The 13802-nt window shown below is 55.7% G+C and carries 12 protein-coding genes and 3 tRNA genes; 4 read left to right on the top strand and 11 right to left on the bottom strand.

Annotated elements, in window-relative coordinates; all coding sequences use genetic code 11:
- Nucleotides 1-128: 128 nt before the first annotated feature.
- The 3 genes from HBN61_RS05635 to HBN61_RS05645 all read right to left on the bottom strand — a co-directional run bounded on the left by HBN61_RS05635 (nucleotide 129) and on the right by HBN61_RS05645 (nucleotide 462).
- Nucleotides 129-213: transfer RNA gene (locus HBN61_RS05635), tRNA-Leu, on the bottom strand.
- A 56-nt stretch (nucleotides 214-269) separates the two neighbouring features.
- Nucleotides 270-345: transfer RNA gene (locus tag HBN61_RS05640), tRNA-His, on the bottom strand.
- 40 nt (nucleotides 346-385) lie between these two features.
- A tRNA-Arg gene (locus tag HBN61_RS05645) sits at nucleotides 386-462 on the bottom strand.
- Nucleotides 463-742: 280 nt separating this feature from the next.
- On the opposite strand from HBN61_RS05645, the gene folD reads away from it, so the two are divergent.
- Complete coding sequence (gene folD, locus HBN61_RS05650) at nucleotides 743-1597, top strand: bifunctional methylenetetrahydrofolate dehydrogenase/methenyltetrahydrofolate cyclohydrolase FolD (RefSeq protein ID WP_094993482.1); 855 nt, start codon at nucleotides 743-745, stop codon at nucleotides 1595-1597.
- Between the two features lie 112 nt (nucleotides 1598-1709).
- Here the strand turns inward: folD and cysS are convergent, their stop codons facing one another.
- Nucleotides 1710-3092 carry a cysteine--tRNA ligase gene (cysS, locus tag HBN61_RS05655; RefSeq protein ID WP_169965188.1) on the bottom strand — a complete coding sequence of 461 codons (1383 nt, stop codon included), beginning with the start codon at nucleotides 3090-3092 and terminating at the stop codon, nucleotides 1710-1712.
- Nucleotides 3093-3113: 21 nt separating this feature from the next.
- A complete protein-coding gene (locus tag HBN61_RS05660) occupies nucleotides 3114-4811 on the bottom strand; it encodes a glutamine--tRNA ligase/YqeY domain fusion protein (protein WP_170046318.1) in 1698 nt (565 codons plus the stop codon).
- Between the two features lie 275 nt (nucleotides 4812-5086).
- On the opposite strand from HBN61_RS05660, the gene HBN61_RS05665 reads away from it, so the two are divergent.
- Together HBN61_RS05665 and lpxH are read left to right on the top strand one after the other, a co-directional pair.
- On the top strand, nucleotides 5087-5590 hold the full coding sequence (locus HBN61_RS05665; protein ID WP_094993485.1) for a peptidylprolyl isomerase: 504 nt from the start codon (nucleotides 5087-5089) through the stop codon (nucleotides 5588-5590).
- Nucleotides 5587-6336 carry a UDP-2,3-diacylglucosamine diphosphatase gene (gene lpxH / locus HBN61_RS05670; protein ID WP_094993486.1) on the top strand — a complete coding sequence of 250 codons (750 nt, stop codon included), beginning with the start codon at nucleotides 5587-5589 and terminating at the stop codon, nucleotides 6334-6336. Before HBN61_RS05665 ends, lpxH begins: the two co-directional genes overlap by 4 nt.
- Nucleotides 6337-6443: 107 nt before the next feature.
- Here the strand turns inward: lpxH and HBN61_RS05675 are convergent, their stop codons facing one another.
- The 5 genes from HBN61_RS05675 to miaE form a co-directional block, all read right to left on the bottom strand.
- Nucleotides 6444-7973, bottom strand: coding sequence for a DHA2 family efflux MFS transporter permease subunit (locus tag HBN61_RS05675; protein WP_094993487.1), 1530 nt, complete (start codon nucleotides 7971-7973; stop codon nucleotides 6444-6446).
- 63 nt (nucleotides 7974-8036) lie between these two features.
- The gene (locus HBN61_RS05680) at nucleotides 8037-9242 is read right to left on the bottom strand and encodes an HlyD family secretion protein (RefSeq protein ID WP_170046319.1); all 1206 of its coding nucleotides are present in this window, start codon (nucleotides 9240-9242) and stop codon (nucleotides 8037-8039) included.
- Nucleotides 9243-9257: 15 nt separating this feature from the next.
- Nucleotides 9258-10727, bottom strand: coding sequence for an efflux transporter outer membrane subunit (locus tag HBN61_RS05685; protein ID WP_170046320.1), 1470 nt, complete (start codon nucleotides 10725-10727; stop codon nucleotides 9258-9260).
- On the bottom strand, nucleotides 10724-11197 hold the full coding sequence (locus HBN61_RS05690) for a MarR family winged helix-turn-helix transcriptional regulator (protein ID WP_170046321.1): 474 nt from the start codon (nucleotides 11195-11197) through the stop codon (nucleotides 10724-10726). The genes HBN61_RS05685 and HBN61_RS05690 overlap by 4 nt, the downstream gene beginning before the upstream one ends.
- Before the next feature lie 197 nt (nucleotides 11198-11394).
- Entirely contained in the window at nucleotides 11395-12003 is a 609-nt protein-coding gene (gene miaE, locus HBN61_RS05695) for a tRNA isopentenyl-2-thiomethyl-A-37 hydroxylase MiaE (protein WP_169965196.1), read from the bottom strand.
- 211 nt (nucleotides 12004-12214) lie between these two features.
- On the opposite strand from miaE, the gene HBN61_RS05700 reads away from it, so the two are divergent.
- Nucleotides 12215-13078, top strand: coding sequence for a universal stress protein (locus HBN61_RS05700; RefSeq protein ID WP_170046322.1), 864 nt, complete (start codon nucleotides 12215-12217; stop codon nucleotides 13076-13078).
- Nucleotides 13079-13085: 7 nt separating this feature from the next.
- On the opposite strand, the gene HBN61_RS05705 is transcribed toward HBN61_RS05700, so the two are convergent.
- Entirely contained in the window at nucleotides 13086-13556 is a 471-nt protein-coding gene (locus tag HBN61_RS05705; RefSeq protein WP_094993493.1) for a DUF1289 domain-containing protein, read from the bottom strand.
- Between the last annotated feature and the right edge of the window lie 246 nt (nucleotides 13557-13802).

The raw sequence follows: 13802 nt of genomic DNA on the forward strand, positions 1-13802 counted from the left end.
TGGCTAATGTACTAAAAATGTTGTGAAGGTGGCGAAAGAAAGCGAAACTCCACAAAAGAAAAAACCCGCTCAAGGCGGGCTATTTCAAGGGTTTCGCGAAAGTCAGCGAGACTGTGCGAAACCATGTTTGGTGCGGACGGAGAGACTCGAACTCTCACACCTTGCGGCGCTGGAACCTAAATCCAGTGTGTCTACCAATTCCACCACATCCGCATTTCAAACTTTTGAAGCAAAGACGCCAGACTATTAATCTGGCGTCTTTCTAAATATGGGGTGGACGAAGGGGATCGAACCCTCGACAACGGGAGTCACAATCCCGTGCTCTACCAACTGAGCTACGCCCACCATATTGCCTGTACCGCTTACTTGTGCCAAAGCTGCCTAATGGCGCACCCGGCAGGACTCGAACCTGCGACCATCCGCTTAGAAGGCGGATGCTCTATCCAGCTGAGCTACGGGCGCCTTATTAATCTGTACTCTGTGACGACTACAAACTAAGTGCTTTCAGTATCACCAAGCTAGACATCAACTTCGCTCTACCTTCTTAACCAGTGCTAGGCTGTGCCCGACAAGTGCGACGAATGTTATAGGTGAGTCGGTAAGTCGTCAACTCTTTTTTGAAAAAAGTTTAGAAATATAAAGGGGTTAGGGGAATAAGCAGACCAAGCGCCTTTGCCCTCACGCCATGGCATGCGAGAATGCACGCCCTTTTTCCACCCTTTTCGATGGTTAATCACGCGTAATGACTGCACAACTAATCGACGGCAAAGCGATCGCCGCCAGCCTGCGCCAGCAGATTGCCAAACGTGTTGCCGAGCGTCACGAGCAAGGCCTGCGCACTCCGGGCCTGGCAGTGATTCTGGTCGGCAGCGATCCTGCCTCCCAGGTTTATGTTTCGCACAAGCGTAAAGACTGCGAAGAGGTAGGCTTTCTTTCACAAGCCTATGACCTGCCTTCTAACACCACTCAGCAAGACCTGACCGATTTGATCGACCGTCTTAATGAAGACGCAAACATCGACGGCATCCTGCTGCAACTACCACTCCCTGAGCACCTGGATGCTTCCAAACTTCTGGAACGCATCCGCCCGGACAAGGACGTGGACGGTTTTCACCCTTACAACGTCGGTCGCCTGGCACAACGCATCCCGCTGCTACGCCCTTGCACCCCCAAAGGCATCATGGCCCTGCTGGAAAGCACAGGTCAAAACCTGTACGGCATGGACGCTGTAGTCGTAGGCGCCTCCAACATTGTGGGCCGTCCGATGGCAATGGAGTTGTTGCTGGCAGGCTGCACGGTGACGGTAACCCACCGCTTCACTAAAGATCTGGCTGGCCATGTCGGTCGAGCCGACTTAGTGGTGGTGGCAGCTGGCAAACCAGGCCTGGTCAAAGGCGAGTGGATAAAAGAAGGCGCTATCGTGATCGACGTCGGGATCAACCGCCAGGCTGATGGCAAGTTGGTGGGCGATGTGGTTTACGAGACTGCCCTGCCCCGCGCAGGCTGGATCACCCCCGTTCCGGGCGGCGTAGGCCCGATGACGCGTGCCTGCCTCCTTGAGAACACGCTCTACGCCGCAGAATCGCTGCACAGCTAAGCGCTCAAGCAATTCTGTCCGACGGCACCTGCGGGTGCCGTTTTTGTTGGCACTAAATATCCAGACAAACAAAAGCCCGCACGGAGCGGGCTTTTGTTTGTGCGGCGATTAATCAGTCAGCCAAACGCCAGGTGGTTGCGCCCTTACCGTCTTCGAGCACAACGCCCATTTCGGTCAACTGATCACGAATACGATCGGATTCAGCCCAGTCTTTCGCTGCACGCGCCGCCAAACGCGCCGCGATCAGCGCCTCTACCTGAGCTGCGTCGACCTTGCCCTCAGCACCTGCCTGCAAGAAATCGTCTGCTTCAAGCTGCAAGACACCCAGCACATCCGCCAATTGCTTGAGACGGGCAGCGAGGCCAGCCGCCGCGTTCAGATCAGCGTCACGCAGACGATTGATTTCACGCACCATCTCAAATAAGACCGCGCACGCTTCCGGCGTCCCGAAATCGTCATTCATCACCTGAGTAAAACGCTCTACAAACGCCTCACCACCCGCAGGCTCAGCTTTCGGCAAGCCTTTGAGCGCATGGTAGAAACGCTCAAGAGCGGCTTTTGCGTCTTTCAGGTTGTCTTCCGAATAATTGATCGCGCTGCGGTAGTGACTGGACACCAACAGATAACGCACCACTTCCGGGTGATATTTCTCCAACACGTCGCGAATGGTGAAGAAGTTGTTCAAGGATTTGGACATCTTCTCGCCATTGATGCGGATCATCCCGCAGTGCATCCAGGCATTGGCATAGGTCTTGCCCGTAGCCGCCTCACTCTGGGCGATTTCGTTTTCATGGTGCGGGAACTCAAGATCGCTGCCGCCACCGTGAATATCGAACGTTTCACCCAGGCAGCAAGTGGACATCACCGAGCATTCAATGTGCCACCCCGGACGCCCCGGCCCCCACGGCGACTCCCAGCTCGGCTCACCCGGCTTGACGCCTTTCCACAAGACGAAATCCAGTGGATCGTCCTTGGCTTCGTCGACTTCTATGCGCGCACCGATACGCAGGTCTTCAATCTTCTTGCGCGACAACTTGCCGTAGCCCATGAACTTTGCCACGCGGTAGTACACGTCACCGTTACCCGGCGCGTAGGCAAAGCCCTTGTCGATCAAGGTCTGAATCATCGCGTGCATGCCAGCAATGTGGTCAGTCGCACGCGGTTCCATGTCCGGCTTGCGGATATTGAGCCGCGCTTCATCCTCATGCATTGCAGCAATCATGCGCTCGGTCAGCGCAGTGAAGGATTCATTATTTTGGACCGCACGGTTAATAATCTTGTCGTCGATATCCGTGATGTTGCGCACGTAGGTCAAGTCATACCCGCTGAAGCGCAACCAGCGGGTGATCAGGTCGAAAGCAACCATGCTGCGACCATGACCCAAATGGCAATAGTCATAGACGGTCATGCCGCACACGTACATGCGCACTTTATTGCCGTCCAGCGGCTTGAAAACTTCTTTGCTCTTGGTGAGCGTGTTGTAGATCGTTAGCACGACGACTTCCTTAAAACTGACTCACTGACCCCAAGAATCGCGCAGGGTCACAGTGCGGTTGAATACCGGGCGACCAGGTTTCGAGTCCTTGATATCCGCGCAGAAGTAACCTTCGCGCTCGAACTGGAAACGGTCTTCAGGCTGTGCATTACCAAGAGAAGGCTCAGCACGACAGCCGGTCAGGACCTGCAACGAGTCAGGGTTGATGTTTTCAAGGAAACCCGCACCGTCCTCAGCCTTTTCAGGGTTCGGCGAACGAAACAGACGATCATAAAGGCGCACTTCACACTCAACGCTGGCAGCTGCTGGCACCCAGTGCACGACCCCTTTGACCTTGCGGCCCTCCGGGTTTTTGCCCAGGGTTTCAGGATCGTACGAGCAGCGAAGCTCGACGATATTCCCCGCTGCGTCCTTGATCGCTTCATCTGCGCGGATCACATAGCTGCCACGCAAACGCACTTCGCCCGCAGGCTCAAGGCGCTTGTACCCTTTAGGCGGCTCTTCCATGAAGTCATCACGGTCGATATAGATCTCGCGTGCGAACGGCAGCACACGGATACCCATGTCTTCTTTGGGATGGCAAGGCAGCTCAAGGTTTTCAACCTGACCTTCCGGGTAGTTGGTAATCACGACCTTCAGCGGACGCAAAACGCACATGGCACGCGGCGCGCTACGATCCAGGTCGTCGCGGATGCTGAATTCCAGCATGCCGAAATCGACCACTCCGTCGGACCGGTTGGTGCCTACCATGTCGCAGAAGTTACGGATCGACTTGGGCGTGTAGCCACGGCGGCGGAAACCCGACAACGTGGACATGCGCGGGTCGTCCCAGCCATTGACATGCTTTTCATCAACCAACTGCTTGAGCTTGCGCTTGCTGGTGATGGTGTAGTTCAGGTTCAGGCGCGAGAACTCGTACTGACGAGGCTTGCTCGGCACCGGCAAGTTGTCGAGGAACCACTCGTACAGAGGGCGGTGACCTTCAAACTCCAGTGTGCAGATCGAATGGGTAATCCCTTCGATGGCGTCAGATTGACCATGGGTGAAGTCATAGTTCGGGTAGATGCACCACGTATCGCCAGTCTGATGGTGATGAGCATGGCGAATGCGATACAGAATCGGGTCGCGCAGGTTCATGTTCGGCGAAGTCATGTCAATTTTGGCGCGCAACACACGCTTGCCATCTTCGAACTCCCCCGCCTTCATGCGCGCAAACAGGTCGAGGTTTTCTTCGACGCCACGATCACGGAACGGGCTGTTTTTACCTGGCTCAGTCAAGCTACCGCGGTACTCTTTGGCCTGCTCGGGAGTCAGGTCGCAGACGTAGGCCTTGCCCTCTTTAATGAGGTAAACCGCCCACTCGTGCAACTGGTCAAAATACTGAGAGGCATAGCGCACTTCGCCGGACCATTGAAAGCCCAGCCATTTGACATCACTTTCGATGGCGTCAATGTATTCCTGGTCTTCCTTGGCCGGGTTGGTGTCGTCAAAACGCAGGTGCGTGACGCCACCAAACTCTTCAGCCAGCCCGAAGTTCACGCAAATGGATTTGGCGTGACCAATGTGCAGGTAACCGTTGGGCTCAGGCGGGAAGCGGGTCACGATCTGTTTGCATTTACCCGAGTCAAGGTCAGCCTGAACGATTGGACGCAGGAAATTGGCCGGGACAGCTGGGCCAGCCTTTGGATTCAGAGTGGGGTCGACAGTGGGCTTGCTCATAGGATCCTTGAACATAACGAGTGCGCGGCCTGGGTCGGCCGACTAAATCAAAGCGCCTATCATAGCCGATGCTGTCAAGCCACCGACAGAGCAGGCAGTCAATCAAAGCATTTGAAATCGCCGCTTTTAGTACCCATATCGTAAAAACCGCATCGAAATGGCGCGCGAGCACGCTAAACTCCGCCCCGCGGCTGTATCTACCCAGCCAGCTCAGGGGTTGAGACGCAAGATGCCACCTCCGGGCCCAACGAATTCTCTGATAGAGCGATAACCCCATGTCAAAAGTAAAATTGAGCACCAACCACGGCGATATCGTGATCCAGCTAAACGCTGAAAAAGCGCCGATCACGGTTGCCAACTTCATCGAATACGTAAAAGCCGGCCACTACGAAAACACCGTTTTTCACCGTGTAATCGGCAACTTCATGATCCAGGGCGGCGGTTTTGAGCCTGGCATGAAAGAAAAGAAAGACAAGCGCCCAAGCATCCAGAACGAAGCCGACAACGGCCTGCCGAACAAGAAGTACTCGGTTGCCATGGCCCGTACCATGGAGCCGCATTCTGCTTCTGCCCAATTCTTCATCAACGTGGCTGACAACAGCTTCCTGAACCACAGCGCTAAAACCGTTCAGGGCTGGGGCTACGCGGTATTTGGCGAAGTCGTAGAAGGTCAGGACGTTGTCGACAAGATCAAAGGTGTCGCAACCACTTCCAAAGCCGGCCACCAGGACGTACCTGCAGACGACGTGATCATCGAGAAAGCCGAGATCATTGAGTGATACTGCTGATTTCAGATTTGCATCTGGAAGAGGAGCGCCCGGACATTACCCGGGCGTTTCTGAATTTCCTGACCGGGCGCGCGCGCTCGGCTCAGGCGCTGTACATTTTGGGCGACTTTTTTGAAGCCTGGATCGGCGACGATGCAATGACGCCCTACCAGCGCTCGATTTGTGACGCACTGCGAGCCCTGAGCGATAGCGGTACCGACGTGTTTCTCATGCATGGTAACCGTGACTTCTTATTAGGCCGGGCCTTTTGCAAAGCGGCCGGCTGCACCCTGCTTAAAGACCCTAGCGTTGTGGACTTTTACGGCGACCCCGTGCTCCTGATGCACGGCGACAGTCTTTGTACCCGCGACGAAGCTTACATGCGCTTGCGACGCTACCTGCGCAACCCTGTGACTTTGTGGGTTTTGCGGCACTTGCCATTAAGCGTCCGCCATAAACTCGCACGGAAACTGCGCAGCGAAAGTCGCGCCCAAACCCGCATGAAAGCCAACGACATTGTCGACGTGACCCCTGAAGAAATTCCGCGGATCATGACCCAGTTTGGCGTGCACACCTTGATTCACGGCCACACTCATCGTCCGGCGATTCATAAATTGCAAATTGGTGAGCAGGCCGCCAAGCGGATTGTGCTCGGCGACTGGGACCGTCAAGGCTGGGTGTTGCAAGTGGATGAACAAGGGATGCAACTGGCCCCGTTCGATTTTCAGCTGACATTGCCCTCCGCCACGACCCCCTGAACGAGCCCAACCACCTCGACACGGCATTTACCGGGCATTACCAAAGGCTCAGACCCTGATAAGTCGCGGCCTTCGGCAATCCCGGAATGTGCTTTGGTACGTGCGCCTCAATGCCCGCTGGCCGCTGGGCCCGCCTTGGCAGCGAAGGGCGGTTTGGCCAGCCATACCAGCAGAATCAAGCCCATGAAGATCCAGCCCATCATCGTGAAGTAGTCCACGGTCGACAGCATATACGCCTGACTGGTCAGGATTTGATCCATCTGCGCGTAGGCCTTGGTACTGGCCCCTCCCAGATTTTCGAGGGTATGCCGGGTGATCGGATCGTACGTACTGATGCTTTCACTCATGTAAGCATGATGCTGATCTGCACGACGAATCCAGATCCATGTGGTCAATGAGGCTGCGAAACTCCCGCCCAATGTACGCAGGAATGTGGCCAGTCCTGCCCCGTCGGCAATTTGATGTGGCGGCAAATCTGACATCAAAATGCTCAAGGTCGGCATAAAGAACAGCGCCACACCAATCCCCATGAACAGCTGCACCATCGCAATGTGCTGAAAATCCACCTCATTGGTGAACTCAGCGCGCATAAAGCAACTCAAGCCAATCGCCAAAAAAGCCAACCCCGCCAAAAGCCGCAAATCAAACTTATGCGCGTACTTGCCCACGAACGGGGACATCACGACAGGCAGGATACCGATGGGTGCAACGGCCAGGCCGGCCCAGGTTGCGGTGTAGCCCATTTGGGTTTGCAGCCATTGCGGCAGAATCAGGTTGATACCGAAGAAGCCGGCATACCCCAACACCAGCACGATTGTTCCGATACGGAAGTTGCGATGGGCGAACAGGCGAAGATTGACGATCGGGTGTTTGTCGGTCATTTCCCAAATCACGAAAGCCGCCAGCGCCACCACTGACAGGGCAGTGCCCATCAGAATAAAGCTGGATTCAAACCAGTCCAGATCATTGCCTTTGTCGAGCACAATTTGCAGGGCGCCCACCCCGATGATCAGCGTAATCAACCCCACATAATCCATGGGCTGACGCGTGATGACGACCGGACGCGCTTTCAGTTGCTGACGCACGACCATGACCGCGAAGATCCCGATCGGGATATTAATGAAGAAGATCCATGGCCAGCTGTAACTGTCCGTGATCCAGCCACCCAAAATCGGCCCGGCAATGGGCGCAACCACCGTGACCATCGCCAGCAATGCCAATGCCATCCCCCGTTTTGCGGGCGGGTAAACCGCGATCAGCAAAGTTTGCGTCATGGGATATAAAGGCCCCGCCACCAACCCTTGCAGAACCCGAAAGCCCACCAGCTCAGGCATGGAGGTGGATATTCCGCACAAAAAAGACGCCAGCACGAACAGAATCGTCGCCCACAGAAACAGTTTCACTTCTCCGAAACGTCGGCTCAGCCAACCGGTCAGTGGCAACGCAATCGCATTGCTGACAGCAAAAGATGTGATAACCCACGTCCCCTGCTCCGAACTCACACCCAAGTTGCCGGAAATAGTGGGCAGCGCAACGTTGGCAATAGTGGTATCGAGCACTTGCATAAAGGTGGCGAGCGACAGGCCAATAGTGGCAAGCAGCAGGCTGGGCGGCGTAAAAGACGCGTTTGTACTCATCGCAAATCCTTTAAAACAGGGCGCGCAGCCCCGCCGCAGTGGCGGGACCAGTGGATTGGCGAATCAACGCGCAGCAGCAGAATTGCCTACAGCAGCACTGTTACTGTCAATCAGCCGCGCGATCAGGGCTTCTGCATCGGCCAGTTGTTTTTCGTACACATTGGTTGTGAACATGGCTTTTTGCGGTGGCTGTTGCGCAAGCACCGGGCCACTTTGATCGTGCAAATTCACATCCACCACCATCGACAATCCCACCCGCAACGGATGCTCAGCCAGTTGATCGGCATTGATGTGAATGCGCACTGGCACGCGCTGAACAATTTTGATCCAGTTACCGGTAGCGTTTTGCGCGGGCAGTAAGGCGAACGCGCTGCCCGTCCCGGCACCGATGCTGTCGATAGAGCCGCTGTACTTCACCTCACTGCCGTAAATGTCCGATTCGATCTCCACCGGCTGACCAATGCGCATGTTGTGCAACTGGGTTTCTTTGAAGTTGGCATCGATCCAAAGCTGATTCAGCGGAATAACCGCCATCAGCGCCGTACCCGGCTGAACTCGCTGGCCCAACTGAACCGTGCGTTTCGCCACATAACCGGTCACCGGGGCGATCAGCGTGGTGCGCGCATGCTCCAGATAGGCTTGGCGCAGTTGCGCAGCGGCCGCGAGCACATCTGGATGGTTAGCGACTGCAGTGTTATCCACCAAGGCCGTGGTGGTATTTAACTGTTGCTCGGCATTGCGCAACGCACTCAACGCCGAAGACAGATCGTCCCGCGCATGAGACAGCTCTTCCTGCGAAATGGCCCCCCCAGCCGCCAGACTTTTACGACGGTTATAGTTGTCCTGAGCTTTTTGCACCTCGGATTTTTGCGCCGCCACTTGAGCCTTCATGCCGCTCACATTGCTGAACAAACCCCGCACCTGACGCACTGTTCGCGCCAGATTGGCTTCAGCACTTTGCAGCCCGACTTGAGCATCGCTCGGGTCAAAATTGAGCAGCACCTGACCTTCGTGAACCAAGTCGCCATCATCGGCCCCAATGCTCACCACCGTACCAGTCACTAACGGCGTAATTTCAACCACGTTGCCATTGACGTATGCGTCATCAGTGCTTTCACTCCAGCGACCGTACAACTCGTGCCAGGCCCAGACGCCCAAGATACCGAGTACGACCAGCAGCGCGAGGGCACCCAGCCAGCGTTTGCGTTTACGCGAGTTAGGCGCGTCTTCGTTGTGTTGTGTTTCATTCGGTGTTTGCACAGAAGCCATGACGAGTACCTGAAATTATTCTGCCAGCGAGGCTTGGGAGGGAACGGCCAACGCCGTGTGAGCGGGCTCGAAGCCGCCGCCCAAGGCCTGCATCAATTGAATCGAGAGGTCGATCTGTTGCGCATTCAAGTCAGCCAACTGGCGTTGGGCCTGAAGCAGTAGCTGTTCAATGCTCAGCACGTCCAGATAATTACCGACACCCGAGCCATAACGTTGCAATACCGTGTTGTAGGAGTCCTGCGCGATATCGGCTGCACGCTGTTGAGCCGTAATCTGATGGCCCGTCGCCGCCAATTGCCCGAGGGTGTCGCTGATTTCACCGAGAGCGCCCACCACTGTTTTGTTGTATTGCGCCACCGCCAAATCGTAACGGGCATCTTCTGCATCCAGCCCGGCGCGTAAACGCCCGCCATCAAAAATCGGCAGCGACAGCGCTGGCGCAATGTTGAAGAAGCGACTGGCCGACCCGAATAAAGCATCCCCCAGTAATGATTCGGTGCCTGCGACGGCCGTCAAATTCAGATTGGGATAGAAACGGGTTTTAGCTGCTGCAATGTTTTTGCTGGCCGCTTCAACACGCCAGCGCGCTGCGACCACGTCTGGCCGACGCCCCAGCAAGTCGGCTGGCAATGTACTGGGCAACGCCACGGCGCTCGGCGCCAGAACATTGGGCCGCGTGATTTCATCACCGCGATCCGGCCCCTTGCCAAGCAGCACTGCGAGCGTAATACGCGCCGAATTGAGCTGTTTCTCAGCGTCGATCAGTTGCTCTTGAGCAGTGGCCTCAAGACTTTCGGTTTGCTGAAACTGGTAATGGCTGTCGATACCTGAAGCCAAGCGACGCTTGCTCAGGTCCAGCATCTTTCGTGTGCGTTGCAGATCCTCTTGTGACAGATCACGCACTCGGAAGGCATGTCCCAAATTGCTGTAAGCGCGCGCCACATCGCCCGCCAGCGTCAGACGCGCAGCCTGGCCATCCACTTCCGCTGCACGCGCTTCGCCCAACGCAGCTTCCCACGCATCGCGCTGGCCGCCCCACAAGTCAAAGGTGTAATTGAAGGTCAGATTAAGGTCACGTTCCGTGCTGTAACGCCCACCCTGCCCGCTGGGATCTTGCGATCGCGACAGGCGCGAGCGTGTGACATCTCCATTAGCGTCCAGCGTTGGCATCCGCGCCGCATTGGCCGAACTGGCGGCTGCCGTGGCCTGACGGATGCGGGCGCTGGCCACTTGCATATCCGGACTGTCACGCAAGGCTTGCGTAACCATGCGGTTGAGTTGCTGATCGCCCAACCGCGCCCACCATTGCTTCTCGGGCCAGGCGGCCGGAGTGACGTTGGCGCCCTTGAAAGATTGACCGGGTTTCAATTGATCGGCTTCAAGGCTGACGCCTTGAGGGGTTAGCCCGTGGTCATTGGCACAGCCAGCCAACACCATTGACGCAAATACCAGGCTCAAGCCTGTACGCAAGGTTTTGTTGCTCATTTTTCACCCAGGCGCTGCACCGTGATCGCGTCACCGGCTGCGAGCAATATTTTTTTCAGGATATGTTCAAGGCTTTGTAATTCTTGCGGGGTTATCGCGCCTGCCAACTGATTCATGGCAGCTGCGCCGATGGTCGGAAGTTGATCGGCCAGTGCCTGCCCCTCGCCTGTAAGCACCAGGCGCACCTGACGCCTGTCCGCATCTGAGCGCTGACGCACCAACAGATGTTTTTGCTCAAGGCGATCGAGCATCCGGGTCATCGAACCGCTGTCGATACACAAGTGCCGACAAAGCTCAGCCGGGGTATCCACCTCAAACTGCGCCATGATGATTAGCACTTTGAACTGCGCAGCCGTGATGCCATACGGCTCCATGTGCGTGTCAATGATGCGGTCCTTGAGCAACGCAGCGCGACCAAGAAGCAAACCCAAGGTGCAGTTTTGAAAGTTATCGGGGGAGAAATGCTTCATCGGCCACCAGGAAGCTGCTTAAGCAGTAATGTTTCAAAATATTACTGTCTAGGCAGCTAATGTCAAGGCGATAAATAGCCAGCTATCTATTTGAACCCATGTAGACCGCGTCACGAGGTTCGCCTGATAGCGCTAAGCATGGGCCATGCAATAAAAAAGCAGACGCTGACGCAAGGTATGCCTGCGTCAGCGATAAGCTACGCCTGAGCCGGCACGCCACTGTGGAAGCGAAACTCAACGTCTGGGCTTTCAATAAGCGCTTGCTCGGCGACGCGCACGCGCTCAATTACCTGAGCAATGTCCTTGGCGTCACCGTATTGATAGGCCAATTTCAAATAACCCTGAAAATGCCGCGCTTCGCTTTTAAGCAATCCGAAATAGAACGTGCCCAGTTCTTCGTCCAGATGCGGCACCAGCGCCTCGAAGCGCTCACAACTGCGCGCCTCGATAAACGCCCCGACCACCAGCGTGTCCACCAGCTTTACGGGCTCATGGTTACGGACCACTTTGCGCAAACCAGAAGCGTAGCGCCCTGCTGACAACTGGCGAAGTTCGATTTTGCGCTTTTTCATCAAACGCATGACCTGCTCGTGGTGCACCAGCTCTTCACGGGCCAGGCGCGACATCATATTGATCAGGTCAACATGGGAGTGATATTTGGCAATCAGGCTCAGCGCCGTGCTGGCAGCCTTGAACTCACAGTTTTTGTGATCGATGAGCAGGGTTTCCTGATCGGCCAGCGCTGCCGTGATCCAGCCATCAGGCGTTCGGCAACCAAGAAACTCGTTAATTTCAGGAAGAATCACGCGAACGCCCCCGATATAAGAAGGTTGCGCGACGAGTCGACAGTAGGCAGAAAAGTGACAGGCATGGGGCTCACACAGCTGGAGTGACAAAGCCGCCGATTATACGGAGCACACGGCACAGCACCAGCCTGACGGGTTGATATGCATCAAGACGCGGGCAACCCGTGAGCAACTATAGTGGTTGCACTCAATCCTCCATGGAGCCTCGACCATGCAAGAGTTCAACAAGCTGCTGGTGGTGATAGAACCCGAGTTAATGGAAAGCCTTGCCCTCAAACGCGCCAAACAAATCGCTAAAAAAACCCAGGCCGCCCTGCACCTCTTGATTTGCGACAAAGAGGACAAACACACGGCATTGCTGAGCGTGCTCGAAAATGCATTAAGGGCGCAAGGCGTTGTTACCACCAGCGAACGGTCCTGGCATCAGAGCAAGCACCAAACCATCATTCGCGTGCAGCAGGCTGAAAATTGCGAGCTGGTCATCAAGCAGCACATTCCCGACAACCCCTTGAAAAAACTCTTGCTCACACCCGAAGACTGGAAGCTGCTGCGCTTTTGCCCAGCACCCGTATTACTGGCTAAAAGTGCGGCGCACTGGGAGAACGGTGTCGTACTGACCGCCGTCGACGTGGGTAATGACGATGCCGATCATAGGGAGCTGCACCAGAGCATTGTTGACGCCGGTATTAAGATCGCCAGCCTGGTTGAAGGCAAGCTTCATGTAGTCAGTGCTTACCCGGCCCCCATGCTGGCCGCTGTAGAAGCCGCTTACCCCGTTGAAACTGAATACGAAGCGAAGTATCGCCAAGCGTGCGAAGCGCTCATGGCGCATACCCCCATTGACAGCAAGTGCTTTCATGTCGAAGAAGGCCCGGCCGATGTGATTATCCCTCGGGTCGCCAGCGAGCTACACGCGGCTGTGACAGTCATGGGCACCGTGGCGCGCACAGGCTTTTCAGGTGCGCTGATCGGTAATACCGCAGAAGTCGTCATCGACAAGCTCAAGAGTGACATTTTGGTGCTCAAGCCTAAAGAAATGACGCATCATCTGGAGAAATTGGCGTCCGGAGGTTGATCCTTCATCAATTGCCCAATGCATCTTTTAAGAAACTGGGGGCGATATAACGCTGATAGTGAGCTTCAGACAGCAGGAAAAACTCCCGATCAATGGCATCACGCAGTTCGGGCAAATTCCAGTCGCGAAACTCGGGCAACAGGACCATCCCGTACGCTTCCAGCTGATTGATCACCCGCGCCCCGCGGGCAATCAGCTGGTAGGCCCAGCAATATTCGGACTGATGGGGCACAAATCGGATTTGCCGCGCCAGCAACTGGCCACGCAGCTTTTCGGGATCAAATATTTCAACCTTGCCCGCCATCACCTGCACGAGCAACTGCTCCAGACGCATCCACACTGCGCGTTTTTCGTCGTCGTTGTAACCGTTCCAGTGGATCACTTCATGATGGAAGCGCTTGCATCCACGGCACACCAGGTCGCCGTAAACCGTCGAGCACAGGCCGATGCAGGGAGTCTTGATGGTTTGGTTGGGCATGGCGAAATAGAGCACTGCAGAGCGAAACAGGCGGGCATGTTAGCCCTTTGTCTAACGCAGATCACCCCCTCAACCTTCAGGGGTTAACTTACCTTTACCAAGTTTTTCCCGTAGAATCGGCCTGCCTTTTAAGGCGCCAATGTCCGTTAGAAGCTGTTTTCAAAGCGTCACGAGCACAGTTGATCCTGAAGAACGGTGTTGGTGATGGGTACTTGCCAGGCAACTGCCCGCACCAACATGCACCAT

This window comes from Pseudomonas sp. WS 5071 (assembly GCF_012985765.1).
Classification (GTDB): Bacteria; Pseudomonadota; Gammaproteobacteria; order Pseudomonadales; family Pseudomonadaceae; genus Aquipseudomonas; species Aquipseudomonas lundensis_A.